The organism is Salinibacter grassmerensis, from assembly GCF_947077765.1.
Lineage (GTDB): Bacteria > Bacteroidota > Rhodothermia > Rhodothermales > Salinibacteraceae > Salinibacter > Salinibacter grassmerensis.
In genome coordinates this window covers 170,436-191,071 of sequence record NZ_CAMTTF010000001.1, presented here as the reverse complement: position 1 = coordinate 191,071, position 20,636 = coordinate 170,436, and the positions used below count along the sequence as shown (strand labels likewise).

Genomic DNA, 20,636 nt, shown 5'->3' with positions numbered 1-20,636 from the left:
CTCAGATCTATCGCCCCCAGATTTATCTTTGTCACAGGCCCTCGGCCTCCGGGATATGCCCTTGTCATCGGCTCTCATCATCTTGCCATTGACCGTCGTCACTGCCTCTGGTCACCGGCGGGCCGGCGCGTGTTGAAATGCATGCGGGGTGAGGGGCCATACGAATTCGCGTTCCTTCTTCTGCTCGCGCCTAGTCGCCTATGCCCGACGCACCTCCGTTCGAGGAGTGGTGCCGCCGCCTCAAGGCGTCGGACCGGGAGGCCTACGCCGAGCTGTTCGACGCGATGTACGAACCGATCTTCCGGTACGTCCGGTCGATCACGCAGTCCCCGGCGGCGGCCCGGGACGTGGCCCAGGACGCGTTCATTCGGCTGTGGGAGGGTCGAGAGTCCTTGAGCCCAGGCCAGTCGCTGGAGGCGTACCTCTACCGCATCGCCCGTAACCGCGCCTACAACCACGAGCGCAACCGGCGCACGCGGGACGAGAAGGAGCCGGCGGTGCGCGACCAGACGGCCGCCCAGCCGGCGCGGCCGGCGCGCCCCGACGACCAGGCCGGCGCCGACCAGCTTGAGGACCGGCTCTGGCGGTGGATCGGCGAGCTGACGGGGCGGCAGCGCGAGGCCCTCGTGCTGACCCGCTTCGACGGCCTGAGCCACGAGGAGGCGGCCGACGTGATGGGCATCTCCCCCCGCACGGTGAACAACCACATCGTCCGGGCCCTGAAGCACCTGCGAGGCCGCATCAACGACTACGAACCCGACCTGCTAGGCCGCGATGAGCACTGATACCCCTTCCCCGCCCGACTTTCTTAAAGGCCGCCTCCAGGAGGAATCGCCCGACGTGCAATCGGATCTCGGCGCGGTGTGGGGCCTTCTCGATGGTACAGGCACCGCCGCCACCGACGCGGCGGATCCGGGCGCGGCATGGGACGTCCTCACGGAGGAGCATCCCGAAATGGACGCTACTCCAACGAACGGCTCCGCCCAGGATGGCGGCTCCGCCCCAACGGATGGCTCTGCCCCCGGCGCCGAGCCCCAGGCTGGCCAGACAGAGGCGCCCCCAACGTCGCGGCGCCGGCAGCGCCCGGCCCACCGGCCGGACCGCGGCCACTCGTGGCGGGTGGCCGCGGGACTGGCCGTCGCCGCCCTCGTGCTGGTGGGCGGCCTTTGGCTGTGGCGGCAGCCGGTCACGGTGACGGCCCCGCCCGGCCAGCAGCGCACGGCGACCCTCCCGGACGGGTCGACCGCCCACCTCAACAGCGGCACCACCCTCACCTACCGGCGGAGCTTCGAGGCCTGGCCATTCGTGGGCGCCGCCCGCCGTGCCGTGGAGCTGGGCGGGGAGGCCTTCTTTAACGTGGCGGACGGGGACCGCCCCTTCCGCATCGAAACCGCCAGCGCGGCGGTGACCGTGACGGGCACCCGGTTCAATGTCCGCGCCCGCCCTGCCAAATCCGCGGCGAAGCCCTCCGCGGAGACCGAGGTGACGCTGGTCGAAGGCCGTGTCGAGGTGGCCGCCCGAGCACAGTCGGAGGAGCGCGTGGTGCTGTCCGAGCCCGGGGAGAAAAGCCGGGTGGCCGGCGCCGACACTGCTCCTACGCCGCCGGAGCCGGCCGCTACTAAGTACGCCCTCGCCTGGCGCAACAGTGGGTTTGCAGCCCGGGCCCGGCCGCTCACGTCGGTGCTTCAGGACCTGGAGCGCCGCTTCGACGCCACCCTGCACCTCCACGACTCCGTGGAGGAGACCCGGGCGCCCGTCTCCCTGTACTACCCGGAGGCAACAGGCCTGGAAACCATCCTTCACGACCTCTGCACGGCCCGCGGCCTGAACTTCCGCCCCACGAGCCGAGGGTTTGAGCTCTTTGCGGCGCCGGCGGATCAGCAGTTTTGAGTCGGTCGTTTGTCTGAGTCCGGGGTTTATCTCGGGCCGGGCTCCTCTCGCGTCTCCTCCCCGTGCGCTCCGGCCGCCATGACTGACATGTTGCGCTCGTGCCAGGGAATTGGGATCCTCGTGGCCCTTCTCCTCGGGGGCTCCGGAGGCCACGTGGTGGCGCAGCCTAGCGCAGGAGAACCTGCGGCCCTCGGCATCCAGGACGCCCCGCTCGGCCAGGCGCTGGAGCAGATGGCCACGGCGACCGGCATCAGCCTCGTGTATGACGCGTCCCTCGTGGCGGGCCGGCGCGCCTCTTGTGTCACGGGCGAGTCGCCTCCGGAAGCCCTCCTCCGCTGCCTGCTGGCCGGGCACCCCGTCGACTACGTCCGAACCTCGAAGGGGACCTACGTCCTCCGCTCGCCCATCCAGCGCCCCCCGCAGGAGGGGCGGCTGGCCGGAATCGTGCGGGACGGAGAGGCCGGTCGTCCCCTCTCAGGCGCGCACATCCGGCTGACGGAGGCACAGGACATTCGGGGCACGGTCACCGACTCGACCGGCCGGTTCCACGTTCCTGGCCTGCTGCCCGGCCCGCACACGGTCATGATCAGCCACCTCGGCTACCGCCGCCACGAGGCGACCGTCTACGTGCCCCCCAACGATACCGCCCACCACGCAGCCGCCCTCGCCCCGTCGCCCATCGCGGCCGACTCGCTCGTCGTCAACGCCGACCGCTACGGCCTCCCGTCGGCCCAGCGCGACGCAGACCGCGTTCGGGCGGCGCCGCTGCGGGCCGGCGGGGCGGCGGAGGTGCCCGACGTGCTCGGCGCGGCCGGCTCCGTTCTCGGCGTCACCGCATCGCCGCCCTACGCCGACCTGCACATCCAGGGCGGCCCGTCCGGTGGGCACACCCTCCGCCTCGACGGCATGCCGGTGCGCAATCCGGCGAGCGCGGGCCGTCTCCTCGGCGCCTTCAGCCCCCTCGCGCTGGAGGGCCTCACGGCGCGAAAGGCCGGCTTCGGGGCCCTCCGAGGGAACGCCCTCTCCGGCACCCTCGAGCTCACCCACGACTTCTCCGGGTCGGGCGGGCGGTACGGCACCGTTCGCGCCGACTCGCGCAGCCTAGGCGCCCGACTGCAGGGCACCGCGACGCTGGGGACGACGCCCGTCTCGGTCATGGTGGCCGGCCGCACGAGCGTATGGGACGTATACCAGGACGCCGGGCTCCACGACCTCATCGACCGGTGGTCGACGCTCGACCCGATGCTCGCAGCCGCGCAAGGCCCGCCCGACTCGTCGCTCGCCCGCGGGTCGCTGGGCGCCCGGGCCGAGCCGAGCGCCGGCTTCTACGACCTACACGGCGCGCTCCGCTTCGACCTCGGCCCCGCCGAACGGCTCGACCTCTCTGCCTACCACGGCCGCAGCGCCATTGGGGCCGACCTGGTGCTGGGCCAGCCTGTCGGCCCAGGCCTGAGTGGCGGCGACGGAAACGAGGAGCCGTCCCTCGACTCCTCTCCCTTCAAACTGCCGACCCGCGACGAGCAGGACTGGTCGAACACGACCGCGCAGGCCCGCTACCGAGCGCCGGTCTCCGGCCGCACGACCGCCACACTGCAGGCCGGCGTGAGCCACTACCAGGGCACGACCGCCTCGGAGGTGGGCGAGGTCCAGTTCACGTCCTCCTCATCGCTTCGCTCGGGATCGGGGGTGGCCGCGGCGCAACGGGCCGCCCACGGGCAGGAGGGGTCGGGCGAGGTGACGGAGGCCCTCCTCGAGGGAGAGGTCGACGTGGCCCTCGGTCCCCGTTGGGGCCTCGTGTGGTCCGGTGGCCTCACGCACCAGCGGAGCCACGTCCGCATCGGAAACGCGTTTGCCCCCCGGCTCCAACACCGGGCGCATACGAGCCGGCTCAGGACCGCGGCCGAGATGACGATTGGCCTCGGGGCCCATACGCAGCTCGACGGGGGCCTCCGGCTGACGAGCCGCCCCGGCCAGGGGACCGTGTTCGCCGAGCCGCGGGGCGCCCTCCGGTACGACCGGCCTGTCGGCGGGCTCGGCACGGTAGCCCTGAGCGTGCGAGGCGGCCTCTACCGGCAGTTCACCGCACAGTTTGACCTGGCCCGCGACGGCGCCACGGCGGTCGTGCCCACGACGCGGATGTGGCTCCCTCTCACCGACCCGCTCACGCCGCCCCGCACCTATCACCTCGCGGCCGACCTGACGTGGGCGCCTGCCCCTCGCTGGCAGGTTGACGTAGAGGGGTATCGGAAGTGGCAGCCCCACCTGCTTGCCATCGACTATCCGGCCCTGCGCGGCGCCCCGGAGACGATGGCCGCCCCGACCGACCCGTCGCGGTTCATCGCCCCCAGCCAGGGATTTGCGCATGGCGGCGGGCTGGAGGTTGCCTACGAAGGCCCGGGCCTCACCGGGTCGCTGCGCTACGCCTACAGCCGGGCCGAGCGCACCTTCCCCGGGCGCTTCGGCGGGCGGCAGACGCCGGTGCCGTGGACCGATCCGCACCGCCTTGCCCTCACCGCGGAGGTGCCCCTCGGCGCCGGGCTTGCTCTGGAGGCAACCGGCGAAGGGACGTGGGGCCGCCGCTGGGGCTACCGGCGGGCGTACTACGCCTATCTGACGCCCGCCGACCTCGAGGGGGCCTGGGACGAACTCCAATTAGATCGGCCCTCGACCCACCGGCTGCCGCCTCGGTATACGCTCGATGCCGGCGTAAGCGTCTCCCGTTCCTGGGCCGGGGTAAGCGTCGAGGGCCGGATCGGACTCGCCAACGTGCTGGGCCGCCGGAACGTGGCCGACTGGGGGCTGGAGCCAAACCCGGACGGATCGGTCTCGCGGTGGACCCGATCCCTGCCCGGCCGACGGGCCATGGTCTCCATTCGAATCCGATACTGACTGCAGCGAATGCTGCGTTTGAGGGTAGGGATGTCCCCCCCCCGGGCTGATCTGCTTGGGAGACACTCTATTCTCTTTTTCACCAGGGTCTGCCCTCTTTCCAGTGCCTCCAGCACTTCCGTTCGGTGAGAAGGGAGCTCAATGAAGACCCGCCTCGCACGCGGCTGGCGGGGGCTGCCGCTCTGGATAGTGCCGACGACGGGGCGGTGCCACGGGGCGATTGTCTTCACCGAACTGATGGACAGGATTTCGGCGACTCGGCCCCAAGGGCAGCTTCGCGGGACGTCGAGAAGCGGTCGCCGATGGACCGGGCCTACGGTGCCGACTAGATCCTGTGGTGCCGGGTCGAGGCGTCAAGTTGGCTAACCTAGCTCGGCTCCGGCAAAGTCTGGGTTGCCCGCCAACCCTAGGGAATCAGGAGCAGAAGCATGGGAATGGCCTCGGACCAGCTCAATCTCGGCTTGACCAGGGACTCTCCCTTCCGATCGTAGAACCGTTCCCACGGCACGTTTTCGGACACTACGTGGTGGCTTTCCGGACACCCTTCCACCGGCGCACGTCAAACTGTACGTCGGCCTCCACAGCTTCCTCAGCCTTCTCGTAAACGGCCGCGGACACCTCCTCATCCACGTATGCTTCCCCGCAGACATCGCACACGTTAGCAGGCACTTCTTTGAGCACGACCGTGGCCTCGCCCCGCTCCAGCGTAATGGTCGTACTGCCCTCACGGAGTGTGCCCGCAAGACACATCGGGCACTCTTCTTCGGCTACCGGCTCAGTCGTCCTGTTTTTTTCGGAACTCATCGGTCCAGAGATCTGGGTCAGGTTCGTAAACAGTGAGCACACACGTGATGCTGGCTTCCTCATCGTCAGCCGCTACCACGTGAATAGGCCGACCACGGTCATGATCTCCTCGTCGTGCAGGGCTGTCGACCCATCCCAACACGTAGTACTTCGGAAACGGCTTTGCGCTGGGCTCTCGATCGAAGACCTCTCCGGTTTCCAATACATCCCGGATGTCGGCCCCGAGGAATCTCACGCTCGAACGAGCGCTCAATCGCATGGGCGCGGAGACGAAAGTGACGCTGCATGTGAAATACGTAGCATGAGGACGGAACGGTAGCGGTGGAAAATAGATTTTCGGCAGACATATTTACCGGTAGAGCAATTTTCGCCGGGAGTCTGCGGCACCATCTCCTTCAGGTAGAATGAGACCGAGGCCGAGCTGACTGGTTCAATCCCGACCGGTCGATCCCATGCTTTCTTGCGTCTGGCGAGGTCCTCCATCTCGTGGAACTCCCCTCGAGAAACGGGCCTGTCCACACAGCACGGAAAAATATCCGGTCGTCCGGCTCCACAATGCTTACCTACGGGGGCGCACGCTTGACATCGCCTCCTCAAAGCTAGCAGACCCCACCGTGTCCATGCCCTATCCTGTGTCCATGCGCTGCCCGAACGGCCCCGTGGAAGCTGAGAGTTGCCGAAAGGCCGATCTGGTCATTTTCGCCCTCGCCGTTTTCCTGACGGCCCCGGCCTACTCGCAGAGCCCCGCTGCTCCAGATACATCTCACGCTTCGACTACATCTGGGGACGAGTTCCAGAGAAAAGACCCACAACGGGCCATGTGGTACTCGGTCGGCGGAACGGTTCTGGGAGCCCCAATCTTTGGCGCGGGGCTCCTACTGGGCCCGGCTGCCGGGCACTTCTACGCCGAAAACAACAGGAGGGCCTGGGTCGGCATCGGCGTCCGAACTGGCGGGGCGCTCCTGCCGGTACTTGCTACAGTGGGGCGCTCCGGATACGAGGGGCTGGGAATTTTTCTCGTGGCGGCCCCCATCGGAGGGGCCGTGGTTCTCATCAGCGCCATCTACGACATCGTCATTGCCGACAATGCGGCCCGCCGGTACAACCGAGCCCACGGCGTCGACATCTCCGATATCCGAATCACTCCGACCGCTGGTGGTCCCCGCGGCAACCAAATTGGACTTACCGTGGAGGTGGAGCTGTAGCACGCGCCTGTCCAGGCCGCGGTGAGGCCCGTTGAAGCGGCGAGTCAGCCTGAGCCATGGGCCGATGTGGGCCCCTCGCCGTCCTTGGCTGGATCACCGCCGGTCTCGACTCGGACCCGGCCTAGTACTCTCGGGAATTCACTCGCCTGGGTCCATCCAGCATGGGTAGGGCTACTGTTCGTCTAATCGGAGCCCCTCGGCGACCGTGTCGACCTCTCGTCTCTCAAGCTGTTGCCGGGCAAGCTGCCGTCCGGCAGTCTGCTACCGGGCAAATCACCGGTTTTGTGTATCGCGACCGGTTCTGGAAAACCGCATCTGACACCCGTTTTGAGCCGCTCCCCAGGCGACCTGAGGAGGGCAAGGTGAGAACCCCACCTCGTCCCGTCTGAAACCAACAGCGCCCAATGCGGACGGACCGGACGTCTCAAGACACTCCCCTTGTGCCCGGGACACGTCTTCCCGCACGTCGGCCACGCTACGCCGCAAAATTTAAGTTCCCATAACATGCACCGATAACCTAAAACGCGCTCCGAGTTTAGTCTCCGTACACAATTTAGAGACAGGCGCCATGTTTACTCAACTTTTCGGCCCCGAAGAGGCCGCGCAGAACGACGCAACAGTCGAAGGCGCTACTGGACACGACGCGGGCAACGGCTCCGCCAGAAATGGCAGGGGCGGTTCAGAAATTACCGAGGCTGCGCTCGTTGAGGGCGTACACCGGTCGATGGGAGTCATCGAATTTCGTCCCGATGGGACCATTGTGGCGGCCAACGAGAATTTTCTCGATCTCGTCGGGTACGAGCCCGGAGAGGTTGAAGGCGAGCACCACCGCATCTTCGTCGAGGACGAGTATGCACGGTCAGAGGAGTACCGCGCCTTTTGGGAGAAGCTCGGGCGCGGGGAGCCGCACGAGGGCCGCCTCAAGCGAATTGCCAAGAGCGGCCGCGTGCTCTGGCTGCAGGGAACGTACGTCCCGGTGTTTGGAGACGGAGAAGAGGTCCAGAAGGTCGTCAAAATCGCAAACGACATAACCGACCGGGTCCGGGCCGAAAACAAGCGGGATACCCTCACCGAGCAGGTAGAGGTTCTTTTGGGGGCAATGAGTCGGTTTGCGGACGGGAATCTGACCGCGCGGGTGGACACCGAGGCAGATGGAGACATGGGGCGCCTCTACGACGGCTTCAACCGGTCGGTCGAAAACCTCCAGCAGATGGTCGAGCAGATCCAAGAGGTAGCCCAGTCGACCACGGCGTCGGCCAGTCAAATCAGCGCGTCGTCGGACCAGATGGCCGCGTCGACCGAGGAGCAGTCCGCACAGGCCGAGGAAGTGGCCGCGGCCGTCGAACAGCTCAACCAGACGATCGACGAGAACGCCCGCAGTGTCCAGTCGGTCGCCGAGGCCGCCGAGGCCGGGGGCCAGCAGGCCCGGCAGGGCGGAGAGGTCGTCGAAGAGACGACCGGAAAGATGGAAGAGATTGTGGACGCGGCCCAGGACACCGCGTCGGTCATCGAAGGGCTCGCCGCCTCGAGTGAAGAGATTGGCCAGGTCGTCGAGCGGATCGATGAAATAGCCGGGCAGACGAACCTGCTCGCGCTGAACGCGGCAATCGAGGCCGCTCGGGCCGGAGAAGACGGGTCCAACACTGGCCAGGGGTTCGCCGTCGTCGCCGAGGAGGTGCGCGAGCTTGCGGAGGAGGCCGACGCGGCGACCGACGAAATCGCCAGCATGATCGAGCAGGTTCAGGACGAGACCGAAGACGCGGTCGAGGCAGCACGCCGGAGCAGCCAGAGGGCGGAGGAGGGAATGGAGCTTGCCGATCGGACCGGTAGGGCCATTGAGGAAGTCATTACCTCCATCGGCACGGTGGAAGGGCGAGCGGAAGAGATTGCGACCGCCTCGGAGGAGCAGAGCGCCACTAGCGAGCAGATCGCACAAAGTATCCAGTCGATCTCCACAGCGGTCCAGGAGGCGGCGGCCGGCGTGACGGAGGTTTCCGATACGGCGGACGAGCTCGACGTCCTCACCGAACGGCTCCGTAGCGCAGTCCAGCGGTTCGACCTTGACGAGGAGTCTGGGTCGTCCCGAACGAGCGGCAGCAAGACCGCGCCCCAGGACTACGGGGGGGGCGATGGGCATCCGTCCGGACAGGTGTCTGCGTGAGAGGTGTCTACGTGAAAGACCTCCGTGTGAGGGACGTCTCGGGAGAAGCTATTCTTTACGAGAGAAGCCCTTTCCTCCTAAACGAACTTCTTCCACGGAAGCCTCTGGTCTGTTGATATTCTGAAGGGGCGCCTCCATCCACCATGCCCTTCAGCTTCAGGGAAAAGCCCCGCCGAGGAGAACAGCGGCGGCGGAAAAATCCAGCCGGGAAACGGGCCCTGGAGTCAAGACCAGTGTCTCATACCGGGGGTCTTTCTTTCTCATAGGACGCGTTGCACCCGTTCAGGGGAGGCTCTTCCACCGATAGTGGCAAGGTTCTTGCCCCCAGTAGGTCTTACGCAAAATACACTTAGAAGGTCTTCGGCGCTTACCGGGAGACACTCCCTTGCATCGAGGGCCGATCGGCTCTCTTCCAGTCAGGCGCCTTCATCCCATGCAAGCCTCCCTCCACACCTCTCGTCTTTTTTCGATTCATCTCGTCGCGGCCGCCCTGGGAGGACTTGGGCTATTGGCCCTCGGGCTGGGGACAGTCCCAGTGCACGGGCAGACGCCCACGACCACGATTGAAAACGGAAACACCGACACGCGCCTCCAACTCAACTACGACGGCGGCCTCTACGTCCCCGGCAGCTACGTCACAGACGGGACGGAGAACGACTCGATCCCCGCCGAAGGAGCCGGCACCCGGATGATGTGGTACCCGGCGAAGGCCGCTGTCCGCGCTGGGCGGGTGGGCGGCACGGAATGGGACGCGGTGAACGTGGGAAAGCAATCGGCCGCGCTTGGCTTCGACACGAAAGCTAGCGGCCTCGGCGCCACGGCAATGGGCGGCGGAACGACCGCCAGCGGCGACTACGCGACGGCAACGGGGTTCGGGACGACCGCCAGCGGCAGCAACGCCACGTCAATGGGCTTCAACACGACCGCCAGCAACTCCGACGCTACGGCGATGGGCAACGGGACCACCGCCAGTGGCTTGCGGACCACGGCAATGGGCAACGGGACCACCGCCAGCGGTAGCTACGCGACAGCGATGGGCTCGAACACGACCGCCGCCACGGACCAGTCTCTCTCGATTGGCAGGCACAACAGTGCCAACACATCGGCGGATGGCACCTTTTTCGTGGTCGGCAACGGCTCGCTCAGCACCCCCTCCGATGCACTGGTGCTCACGAAGACCGGCGACCTCACGATCAGCGGGAGCCTCACCGAAAGCTCCGACCGCCGCCTCAAGACCGGTATTGAGCCGCTCAGCGGGGGCATCCTCCAGAAGCTCGGGGCGCTTCGCCCGGTGCGCTACCGGTTCAAGGACCCGGCGACCCACCCGTCCGGCGAGCAGGTCGGCCTCATTGCGCAGGGGGTGCAGAAGCAGTTTCCGGCGCTCGTCAGTGAGGGAAGCGGGGGCACCCTCTCGCTCTCCTACTCGAAAATGACAGCCGTTCTGCTGAAAGGGGTTCAAGAGCAGCAGGCTCAGGTTCGCGCCCTGCAGAGCGAGAACGACCGCTTCCGGGCACAGAATGTGGAGATCGAAAGCCGGGTTGAGCAGATCGAGGACATGAAGACGCGCCTCGCGGCCCTAGAAAGCAAGAAATCTTCGGTACTGCCAGCGGGCTGGGGCCCAACGGCCCTCTTGATGCTGGTGGTCGGTGCGGGCAGCTTCGCCGGGGGACTCATCTGGCGTCGGCGCACATAGCTGGGTTCTGCCCTCCTTTTCTCGTCTTCTGGGTTCGACTTTCTACTTCGATGTCTGCAAACACGATACGCACGAGTACGATGTCTGCGAATGCGATGTCTGCGAGTACACTATCGACGGAAGTCCGCGTCCCCCTTCTTCTGATCTTTTCGGTGCTCTTGGCGGGCGCGGCCCACGGGCAGACACCCACGACCACGATTGAAAACGGAAACACCGACACGCGCCTCCAACTCAACTACGACGGCGGCCTCTACGTCCCCGGCAGCTACGGCCCCACAAGCCCCGCCGACTCAATTCCTACCGAAGGACCGGGCACCCGGCTGATGTGGTACCCGGCAGAGGCTGCCTTTCGGGCCGGGCGAGTGTTCGACAATAGCAGCGCCTTATCTGGGGTCGATGGGCGCCAGTTCTGGAACGCTTCGAACGTCGGTTCCCACTCGGTGGCATTCGGTCAGAACACGAAGGCCAGTGGCACGGCCGCCGTGGCGATGGGGACGCAGACGACGGCCACCAACACGAACGCCCTAGCCATAGGCGTGGGGACGGCTGCGAGTGGCAACCACGCCGTGGCGCTCGGCAGCAACACCACCGCTGCGACAAACCGCTCTCTCACAATCGGTACCTACAACAACAAGAATAACGGGAACGACGACAACGATTCGTCCACGGGCCCGCTGTTCGTCGTCGGAAACGGGACGCTCAGCACCCCCTCCGACGCCCTCGTGCTGGACCAGAGCGGCAACCTTGAGGTGAGTGGCGGCTTCGTTCTGCCTGACGGGACTACCCTAGACGAAGCAAGCGATCTCAAAGGAGTCTCCGAGAATCAGGACGGAGTCCGCGAGATCGCCGATTCGGATGGGTTTGCCGTCACCGGGACCTTTTCCAACATTGCGACATCGCCTCCCTCAATTGGGGGGTCGTTCATGCAGTACCATCCGGAAACGGCTGCCTTTCGAGGGGGCCAGCCGGGAGCAGCGTCCGACGCGGGCAACTACTCGTTCACCTTTGGCGACGCCACACTGGCGTCCACGAAAGGGGCAACGGCAATCGGCAACTCTGCTCAAGCACTGGGTGTCGCGGGGGACGGAGACTCTGAGCCCGGTCCCACCGCGATCGGCCACCAGACCTACGCCGAGGGCAAGGGGGCCGTCGCGTTGGGAAACGATACGGACGCGACGTCCGACGGCGCGACGGCAATGGGATCGTTGACGAAAGCCATAGGGACCGACGCAGCTGCATTCGGAACGACCACGAGAGCGGCCACCCCTTCTTCCTTCACGGTGGGCAAATACAACGACACCAACACGTCAGCGGACAATACCCTCTTCGTGGTCGGCAACGGCTCAGGGACCAACAGCCGCAACGACGCACTGGTGCTGGACGGGGGAGGCAATCTTACGATTAGCGGGGGCCTCACCCAAAACTCTGACCGCCGCCTGAAGACCGACATTGAGCCGCTCAGCGGGGGCATCCTCCAGAAGATCGGGGCACTTCGCCCGGTGCGCTATCGGTTCAAGGACCCGGCGACCCACCCGTCCGGCGAGCAGATCGGCCTGATCGCGCAGAAGGTGCAGAAGCAGTTCCCGGCGCTCGTCAGTGAGGGAAGCGGGGGCACCCTCTCGCTCTCCTACTCGAAGATGACAGCGGTTCTGCTGAAAGGGGTTCAGGAGCAGCAGGCAGAGCTTGACGAGAAGACAGAGACGATTGCGGACCTGAACGCGGAGATTGAGGCCCTCAACGACCAGCACGACGAGTTGACACGGCGTCTGGCCACGCTGGAGGCGCAGACGGAGAAGGGATCGATTCTGGCCGGCGGGTCCGGGTCCGGCATTCTCGCCCTCCTCCTTGCGCTGGGAATCGGGCTCGGCGGGGGGCTTCTCTGGCGGGGCCGCATTGCCATTCGGGAGGCGGAGGCTCTTTGATCAGGGGGATGAGAAGCGCTCCTGTCTGCCCGTTGCCTCCCAACCACAATGCCCTGCCGCACCATGCTGCCCAGCCGCGCCCCCTCTTTCTGCATCCTCTCCTTTTTGGTCATCGCTGCCGTCGCCCCCACCGTCCCTTCGGCGGCGCAAACCGTCTCTGTCCAGAACGGCGCGACCGTTCGGATCCAAAACGACGCGGCCTGGAACCTCAAAAGCGGAACGATGGACCTCGGCTCCGCCGGCGCCACCGCCACGCTCAGCGAACAGACCGGCGGCCGGGCCTACAACGGAAAGCTGACCGCGACACGGGCCCTGAGCGCTCCCTCGGCCCGCGACGTGGCCGGGCTCGGGGCGGTGATCAGCGCCTCTGTGGACCTGGGCAATGTGGCCGTCACCCGCGGCCATCAGATCCAGAGTGCCAACGGCAACCAGGGCATCGCGCGCTACTACGACATCTCCCCGTCGCAGAACAACAGCGGTCTCAACGCGACCCTCACCCACCACTACGCCGACCCCGAGGAGCTGAACGGCCTCTCGGAGAGCAACCTCGAGCTGTTTAAGTCGACCGACGGGGGCTCCTCATGGTCGGAGGAAGGGGCCGGCAGCCGGGACGCAGCCGCCAACACCGTGACGCTAAGCGGCATCGCGTCGTTTAGCCGATGGACCCTCGGGAGCACCCAGACCCCATTGCCGGTGGAGCTGGCCTTCTTCGAGAGCGTCAACGATGGAGGCGGCGTCACGCTCCGGTGGGCGACCGCCTCGGAGACGGGCAACGCTGGCTTCGGGGTTCAGCACCGCCGCGACTCGACCGGGGCGTGGGAGGAGCTCGGCTTCGTCGAGTCGAAGGCCGAGGGCGGCACCGCCACGGAGCCTCAGCGGTACCGATACCAGGCCAAGGATCTGGGCGTGGGCACCAACCAGTTCCGCCTCGAGCAGGTCGACTTGGACGGGAGCACCGACCTTTCGAAGGTCATCGAGGCGCTGGTGGAGATGCAGGAGACCTACCGGCTGAGCACGCAGCCGAACCCGGCCACCCGGCAGGCCACCGTGAAGGTGGCGGTGCAGGAGCGGCAGACCGTTCGCCTCGCGCTCTACGACGTGCTGGGCCGACGGGTGGCGACGCTGTACGACGGCCCCCTTCCCGCACACGAGACGAGGACGTTCCGGTTGAACGCAGGCCGCCAGGGGCTGCCCAGCGGGACCTACTTCTTGCGCATCAACGGCGAGAGGGTGACCGACACGCGCCGCCTCGCGATCGTGCGCTGAGTGAAGAAGTGAGTGCAGAGGCATGCGCTGATCGGAGGATCACGCACTAATTGGAGAATCGCGAGCGGCCCTCGGCAGTTGCCGGCCTCCTCGGAGGAGGATGGGACCGGCCAGCTGCGTCAGCGACCTGCGGGAAGGAGGGCTTTCGGACAAGGAGGCCACGGTGCAGCGCGCCGGTCCCCCCGCTCGTCTTGACGACAACGCCCACCGCGCCGTTGTTCTTTTGCCACTTCTTTTAGCCAGCGACGTGAGATCGAGCGGGCAGTGCCCCCTCACGGCCGTGGTGATCAGGGGGACCGTGGCATCGACGCTGACCGCCCTGCTGGTCCTGCCCGCCATCTGCCGACTCTGCGCGCGGCCCACGGCGCCCCAGATGAACCGCTTTGGTGTTACGTTCATCGTGCTGAGGGACACTTTTCTACTCCTGGTCGGTTGCTTATCTAGATACTTCGAGCCACTGGCTGAAAGACAAGCCCATGGAGGACTGAACGCCGGAGTAGGGCAGCCGGTGTTGGCTTTTCCAAGCCGGGCCCAGGGAGTGAGTATTGGGCAGCCACCAGGGCAGACTCGACGCCGCACCCGACGCCCTGCATCGGTCCTCGACGCACGTTCCGCCACCAGTCGGGGAGGGAAAGCACCAGCGGGCGTGTCCGTGCAGCCGAAGCGCACGGGGTCGGAGGACTCTTTCCCCACCAGCGAACGTTATTTTTGGGACTGAGCCGCAGGAGGGGTTCTGGCAGACGCCGATCGTGCGCCTTCAGCTCCCTCACGTGCTGGGGCCTCTCACCCGCCCTCCAGCTCTTCGTCACGTCCACCCTTTGCACCAACAGGCGCTTCGTATCATTCGCCACATCATCCGTCCCCGCCGCGCATCGGAGTCTCGGTTGCAGCGCGGCCTCTTGATTCTCGGCATCCTGGTGATTTCGCTCAACCTGCGCCCGGCGCTTGCAAGCGTAGGGCCGCTCGTAGAAAGCATTCGCGTGGCCACGGGCCTCTCCAACACGGCACTCGGCCTGCTCACGACGCTGCCACTTCTGGCCTTCGGGGTTGTCTCGGCGTTCACGCCACTGGTAGCGCGGCGCCTGGGCACCGAGGGGGCGCTGGCCGCTACCCTCTCGCTCGTCGCGGTCGGGACGCTTGCGCGAGCAGCTCCGTCAACGGCGCTCCTCTTCGGGGGCACGGTGCTCTTTGGAGTGGGCATCGCGCTGGGCAATGTGCTCCTGCCCTCGCTCGTGAAACGGGACTTCCCGGAGCACTCCGGCGTGATGACCAGCCTCTATTCAAGCGGGATCGGGGCAGGCGCGGCACTTGGGGCGGGGACGACCGTGCCGATGGCCGGTGCGCTCGGCTGGCGGGGCGCCTTGGGGGCGTGGGCCGTGCCTGCGATCGCGGCCCTCCTGGTGTGGCTGCCCCAACTGCGGAGACGTGTGCCAGCCCGTGCGGCGTACGATGTGGGCGCGTCGCTTCGGGCGCTTGGACGCTCGTCGCTGGCGTGGCAGGTGGCGCTCTTCATGGGGCTTCAGTCGCTCACGTTTTACATCGCTCTCGCCTGGCTGCCGGCCTTTCTGCAGACGCGTGGCTTTGACCCAGCGGCTGCGGGCGGGCTGCTCGCGCTCTCCCAGATGATGGGTGTAGCCGGCACCGCGGTCGTGCCCACATGGGCCGCACGACAGGCGGACCAGCGGCGCATCATCTGCCTGCTCGGGCTCGTGGAGGGCATCGCGCTGGCCGGGCTGGCGTGGCCGGGGGCGCCGATGGCGGCCCTGTGGGTCTCGGTCCTCGGCTTTGTGCTGGGCGGTGCGTTCGGGCTGGCGCTGCTTCTGCTCGTCCTGCGTGCCGCCGACGCCGAGACGGCGACCGAGCTCTCAGGCATGGCGCAGTCGGTGGGCTATCTCGTCGCGGCGGGCGGGCCGGCAGTCTTTGGCCTTCTGCACGACCTCACAGGTGGATGGGCGGCGCCCCTGGTGCTGCTGGCGTCCGCCCTCGTGGCGAAGACGGCCGTGGGCCTGCGTGCGGGACAGCCCGGCCAGATTCATGCGGGCAGATGAGCAAGGATGCGTGCCGCACGCACAGCATGGGCCCGATCGGGGCCTGCACGCTCATCGGACCTCCCTCGGCATCGGCGAAGAAAACGGCCAGTCAAACAAAGAGCCTCCTGTCGCCGGCTTGTTCGCCTTCTGGAGGTTTCCTCCGGTTGAGCAGTGTCCACCGTTTCCTGACTCCATCAGGGTCTGTTTTGCGGATAGACGCGAGGCCGGGGCCCGGAGCACGCCTAGCCGACCGTGGCCGAGGCGGTCGCGTGGCTACGACGACGGTTCGTCCTGCTTCGCGGATGGGATTGTCGGAACGGGCGTCGGGTCGTCCTGATCGTCCAGGGCGACGAGGGTAAACTGGCCGTCGCAGGCGAGCGTCCGGTCGTGCTCGTCCATCGGCTCGATGAACATGTCGACGCGGACGGTGAGGGACGTTGTGCCCGTGCCCGCGACCCGGGCGATGAGCTCAACGATCGTGCCCTCAGAAACGGGATGCTTGTACTCAATCTCACTCGTGCGGACCGTCACGACCTTTTCCCGGCACCAGCGCGTCGCGCAGATGAACGCGGCCTGGTCCATCCATTCCAGGGCCGTGCCGCCGAAGAGCGTGTGGTAGTGGTTCGTATCGCCGGGAAAAACGGCGTGCACAATGCGCGTCTCCGCTCTCTCGTCGAGGACGGCAGCGGGACGCGACTCCGGCGAAGGAGGAGGAGCCATGATCGAAGGGGTGTGTGCTGATAGAAATATGCGGTCCCTGCCTGACTTAGGCCTCACATGCCTTGCAAGCCAGCAGGTCGCGCGAGAAGCTCTGTGCGGCGTTGACCCCATGCTGGTAGTAGAGGGACTTGACGCCCTTCTTCCAGGCCTCGACGTAGAGCCGGTTGATGTCCTTGACCGGCGTCGAGCCCGGATCGATCGCCAGATTCAGAGACTGCGACTGGTCGATATGCTTCTGCCGGCCGGCCGCCTGATCGATGATCGCCATCTGGCTGATCTCGCTGAAGGTTTTGAAGACGTCCTTCTCCTCGTCGGACAGGAAGTCGAGGTGCTGGACCGATCCATCGCGCAGCGCGATCTCGTCCCATACCTCGTCGGTGTCGCGGCCCTTCTCCTGTAGAAGCGCCTTCAGGTGCGGGTTCTTGTACGTGACCTTCATCTTCGCCCGGTCCTGCACGAAGTAGTTGCTCTTGATCGGCTCGATGGAGGGGCTCACTTGCCCGAGGATGAAGCTGCTAGACTTGGTCGGCGCCACGGCCATCGTGGTGGCGTTGCGTCGCCCGTAGCCCTCCAGGACCGGGGGCTCCCCGAAGCGGTCGGCGAGCTCGGCGGACGCCGCGTAGGAGCGCTCCTTGATCGTTTTTGCGATTTCGGACCCGGTCAGACTGGCCTCCGCCGACTCGAACGGGATCCTGTTCGACTGCAGGTAGGAGTGCCAGCCCAGGATGCCGATGCCGATTGCCCGGTGGCGCTTCGCAAAGCGTACGGCCCGATCCATGTGCGCCATTCCGTCGGCCCCGTCAATGAACTCCTGCATCACCGCGTCGAGGAAGTAGGTGAGCGTCTCGACCGCATCGGTGTCTTTCCAGTCGTCGTAGTGCAGCGCGTTCATGGACGAGAGGCAACAGACGAAGCTCTCGTCCGGGCCGCTGGGAAGCGCAATCTCTGAACAGTTGAACGTCAGAGCGCCTTGAGAGACAAACACAGACTCTTCGGTGTGGGTCGTCGGGCAGTAGACCGTCTCCTGACCTACGTGCTCGATCTCCACGACCTCGTATGCCTTCTTGGTGTTGTCTCGGTAGGAGCGGTCTTCAAGCTCAATACCCTTTCGGCTGAGGAAACCGGTGTTACGCTCGATTTCTAGCCCTGCGGCTTTGTTGCCGACAATCAACCGATAGCAATCCTGCGTCTCGTAGAGCTTCTCTCCGCCGTTTCCATCTGGCATTGGTCGCTTGCCACCTTCTCGAAGAAAACGGATCTGAGAGCTCAAACCCAGATTGTTGAAAAGAAGCTGCAGCTTTCGCAGGAAGTCCTGGTTGACGTCCGCGTAGGCAATCTGCAATGGATTCCCCTTGCTATCGGAAACGTGAACCGTCCCGTCGGCAATGAGAAGGCCGCGGACATACTCCCACACGGTCTCTTCGTCGGCTTCGTAAATCCACTCTGGTACCGTGCCCTTCTCGAAGCCAAGCTTCGTGAGGGCTGTAGTCCCTAACCGCTTCTTACGGTCGTTCGAGTGGCTTACAGTCACGTCTCGGAGCTGCGGCGTTTCTCGGCCGCGCGTCCCTACCGCCTCGCCATACTGGTTCGTGACTTCGTATTCATTGAACCCATGCCGGTTGTAAATCCGGTCTATCTTTTCCTGGATCTCGTCGGCAAGGTCAAAGTCTTTTTCCCAGATGTCGATCATCTTCCGGTCGCCATGCTGGGTACCATCGGACTGCCACATCCCGAGGATAAATGCCTCGTCTGGGCAGTGCCGGTCGCCGAAGAGACCCTTCTGCTTCTGAATCACAATCCGGTCACCGACCTCAACGTTCTGGGCTTCAGTCCGCTTGTACTCGCTTTTGCCCTGATACACAGGCATGCCATGGCGAGCGCTTACTTTTTGCTCTACGCCGTTTCCGAGCGTGATTTTGTACACCTCGGCGCTGGTCTTCCGTAGCTTCATGCGGCTTGAGCCAATCGCTTCCTCTCCGTCAAAGAGAGTAAGCTCGCCGCCCTCTTCCCAGAGATCTTCGGCCCGTTTGTAGCCACGGTCTGTGACCACGCGCTGGTCGCCGGTCAGGCACAAGTTGCTGGCGTGGATGTCGTAGCCCTTGTCCTTGTAGACCTGCGGGCGCCCGTCCTGCACGTTGCCGCGGAAGAGGATGTAGGGGATGCCGAGGTTCATTCGGCTCTCCACCACCTTTGCCCAGAGGGCCCGCTTCTCCGAGTCGCCATCAATCATGGCCTCCATCCAGTCGTCCCCCACGACGACACCGTACATCATCGTCTGGATGGCGTCGCCCTCGGTCTGAATGTTGAGCCACTCCTCCACGTCGGGGTGCTCGATGTCGATGTACCCGGCGAAGTGGCCGCGTCGCGTTTCCCCCTGGCTCACTACGTTGATAATTTTGTCGAAGAGCTGGCCGAAGGGGTAGGTGCCGTTCGACGTGCCATTGTTCGTGATGGAGGCCCCACGCGGGCGGACGTCGCCGAAGTACCCGCTCGTGCCCCCGCCTACCTTGGTCATCATGCCGACCTCGGCGTGGGTGTCGAGGATCGCCTCCATCGAGTCGCCGATGTAGGAGCCGAAGCAGGAAATTGGCAGGCCCCGGTCGAGCCCAAAGTTTGACCAGACGGGCGATGCGAGCGAGTAGTAGCCACGCGCCATATATTCGTAGAACCGATCGGCAAAGCCCTCAATCTCGAGGAGGCCCTCGGCGTGCTCGGCAATCTCTCGCACGCGCTCCTCTGGGCCGGTGCCCTCCAGAAGATACCCCCGGCGGAGAAAGGTGCGAGCCTCGTCGTTGAGCCAGCCGAAGTCTGCGGAGGTGGAAGAAGGAGAACGGGTCGTTGTGGACATGGAGTCGTTCGGGTTGTGAGAAGAAGGAAGTGCCTTCGAAAAAACCCGCAGGGAGAACCCGTGGGTCAGTTCACGTGCGAGACGGGCGGGATCGAGCGGAGCCCTAGAAGAGGTCGTCCTCGCTCACGCTCTGTGTCATCTTCGAGTAGCTGGTCGAGCGCTTCGAGAAGAAATCGTTGCCCTTCGTGAGCAGGATCTCCTCGTAGAACCAGCGGGTCTTGTCAAGGTGCTCGGGGTCGACCTCGAAGATCGGATCGACGTCCACGTTCTTCAGCGACTCGTTAAACTTGTCGCGCAGGAACGCGTCCACGACCGGCCGCGGCAGAAAGTCGAGCTCCCCATCCGCGAAAATCCAGTCGAGCACCTTCTGCTCGGCGTTGAATGCCTTCTCACAGGCCGCCTGCACTTCCCGCTCGAACGCCGGACCGAACCACTCCGGATGCTCCTCGCGAATGATGTCCATCAGCTCCACGCCGAAGAGCCCGTGGATCTGCTCCTCTTTCGAGGTGGCCTCCACGGCATTGGCCACTCCCTTGAACCGCTTCTCGTGCTTGTCGAAGGAGAGCATGATGAGAAACTGGCTGAAGAGGCTCACATGCTCGATGAAGATCGAGAAGAGCAGGATGGAATGGGCGAAGTCTCGCTCGTCGCGGCTGTCCGCCCCCTCCAGGGCACTGTTCAAGTACTCGACGCGGTCGATGAGGGCCGGGATCTCCTCAATCCGCTCAAATGCGTCGTTCAGGCCCAGCAGCTCCAGGAGGTGCGAGTAAGCATCCAGGTGGCGCACTTCACTTTCGGCAAAGGTCATCCCTACGGCGCCCACCTCCGGCACCGGCAGGCGCTCGTAGACGTCGGACCAGAAGGTTTTGACCGCCACCTCGACCTGCGCAATGGCGAGCATCGTTTTCTTGATGACACTGCGCTCGGCGTCGGTGCAGTTGACACGGAAGTCCTGCACGTCCCCTTCGAAGTTGAACTCGTCGTGGACCCAGTAGGACTGCCGGATGGCCGTCTTGAACTCCAGTAAATGCGGGTACTCGTAGGGCTTCAGGTTGACACGCTCGTCGAAGATGCTCATGGGAAGACCAGTCTGAATAAGGAGGATGGCTGCGAGTTCGGATCTCCGCCTCGAAGCCGAAAGCTTGGCCGTGGGATATAGGGGGCGCTACGGAAGGGCGCCGGCACAATCCTGCACCTGTGCACGCACG

General features: G+C 65.4%; 14 protein-coding genes. 9 read left to right on the top strand and 5 right to left on the bottom strand.

The features are described from left to right. Window positions 1-200: 200 nt before the first annotated feature. The 3 genes from OJB03_RS00745 to OJB03_RS00735 all read left to right on the top strand — a co-directional run bounded on the left by OJB03_RS00745 (window position 201) and on the right by OJB03_RS00735 (window position 4,779). On the top strand, window positions 201-785 hold the full coding sequence (locus OJB03_RS00745) for an RNA polymerase sigma factor (protein ID WP_263784419.1): 585 nt from the start codon (window positions 201-203) through the stop codon (window positions 783-785). Continuing rightward, window positions 775-1,890, top strand: coding sequence for a FecR family protein (locus OJB03_RS00740; RefSeq protein ID WP_263784418.1), 1,116 nt, complete (start codon window positions 775-777; stop codon window positions 1,888-1,890). The genes OJB03_RS00745 and OJB03_RS00740 overlap by 11 nt, the downstream gene beginning before the upstream one ends. 78 nt (window positions 1,891-1,968) lie before the next feature. Continuing rightward, window positions 1,969-4,779 carry a carboxypeptidase regulatory-like domain-containing protein gene (locus OJB03_RS00735; protein WP_263784417.1) on the top strand — a complete coding sequence of 937 codons (2,811 nt, stop codon included), beginning with the start codon at window positions 1,969-1,971 and terminating at the stop codon, window positions 4,777-4,779. A gap of 519 nt (window positions 4,780-5,298) precedes the next feature. On the opposite strand, the gene OJB03_RS00730 is transcribed toward OJB03_RS00735, so the two are convergent. Next, window positions 5,299-5,583, bottom strand: a complete 285-nt coding sequence (locus OJB03_RS00730; protein WP_263784416.1) for a type II toxin-antitoxin system MqsA family antitoxin — start codon at window positions 5,581-5,583, stop codon at window positions 5,299-5,301. Continuing rightward, window positions 5,555-5,842, bottom strand: coding sequence for a DUF4258 domain-containing protein (locus tag OJB03_RS15670; protein ID WP_423816344.1), 288 nt, complete (start codon window positions 5,840-5,842; stop codon window positions 5,555-5,557). The genes OJB03_RS00730 and OJB03_RS15670 overlap by 29 nt, the downstream gene beginning before the upstream one ends. A gap of 559 nt (window positions 5,843-6,401) precedes the next feature. Here OJB03_RS15670 and OJB03_RS00725 point away from each other — a divergent pair. The 6 genes from OJB03_RS00725 to OJB03_RS00700 all read left to right on the top strand — a co-directional run bounded on the left by OJB03_RS00725 (window position 6,402) and on the right by OJB03_RS00700 (window position 15,878). After that, the gene (locus tag OJB03_RS00725) at window positions 6,402-6,788 is read left to right on the top strand and encodes a hypothetical protein (protein ID WP_263784415.1); all 387 of its coding nucleotides are present in this window, start codon (window positions 6,402-6,404) and stop codon (window positions 6,786-6,788) included. A gap of 568 nt (window positions 6,789-7,356) precedes the next feature. After that, entirely contained in the window at window positions 7,357-8,949 is a 1,593-nt protein-coding gene (locus tag OJB03_RS00720) for a methyl-accepting chemotaxis protein (protein ID WP_263784414.1), read from the top strand. Window positions 8,950-9,382: 433 nt separating this feature from the next. Then, a complete protein-coding gene (locus OJB03_RS00715; RefSeq protein WP_263784413.1) occupies window positions 9,383-10,642 on the top strand; it encodes a tail fiber domain-containing protein in 1,260 nt (419 codons plus the stop codon). A 95-nt stretch (window positions 10,643-10,737) separates the two neighbouring features. Next, on the top strand, window positions 10,738-12,564 hold the full coding sequence (locus tag OJB03_RS00710) for a tail fiber domain-containing protein (protein ID WP_263784412.1): 1,827 nt from the start codon (window positions 10,738-10,740) through the stop codon (window positions 12,562-12,564). A 63-nt stretch (window positions 12,565-12,627) separates the two neighbouring features. Further along, window positions 12,628-13,830 (top strand): T9SS type A sorting domain-containing protein, encoded by a 1,203-nt coding sequence (locus tag OJB03_RS00705; protein ID WP_263784411.1) that lies wholly within the window; start codon window positions 12,628-12,630, stop codon window positions 13,828-13,830. Between the two features lie 749 nt (window positions 13,831-14,579). Further along, window positions 14,580-15,878 (top strand): CynX/NimT family MFS transporter, encoded by a 1,299-nt coding sequence (locus OJB03_RS00700; protein ID WP_263784410.1) that lies wholly within the window; start codon window positions 14,580-14,582, stop codon window positions 15,876-15,878. 255 nt (window positions 15,879-16,133) lie between these two features. On the opposite strand, the gene OJB03_RS00695 is transcribed toward OJB03_RS00700, so the two are convergent. The 3 genes from OJB03_RS00695 to OJB03_RS00685 form a co-directional block, all read right to left on the bottom strand. Next, complete coding sequence (locus OJB03_RS00695) at window positions 16,134-16,580, bottom strand: acyl-CoA thioesterase (RefSeq protein ID WP_263784409.1); 447 nt, start codon at window positions 16,578-16,580, stop codon at window positions 16,134-16,136. Window positions 16,581-16,626: 46 nt separating this feature from the next. Next, window positions 16,627-19,428 carry an LAGLIDADG family homing endonuclease gene (locus OJB03_RS00690; RefSeq protein ID WP_263784408.1) on the bottom strand — a complete coding sequence of 934 codons (2,802 nt, stop codon included), beginning with the start codon at window positions 19,426-19,428 and terminating at the stop codon, window positions 16,627-16,629. Window positions 19,429-19,531: 103 nt separating this feature from the next. Further along, window positions 19,532-20,506, bottom strand: coding sequence for a ribonucleotide-diphosphate reductase subunit beta (locus OJB03_RS00685; protein WP_263784407.1), 975 nt, complete (start codon window positions 20,504-20,506; stop codon window positions 19,532-19,534). Between the last annotated feature and the right edge of the window lie 130 nt (window positions 20,507-20,636).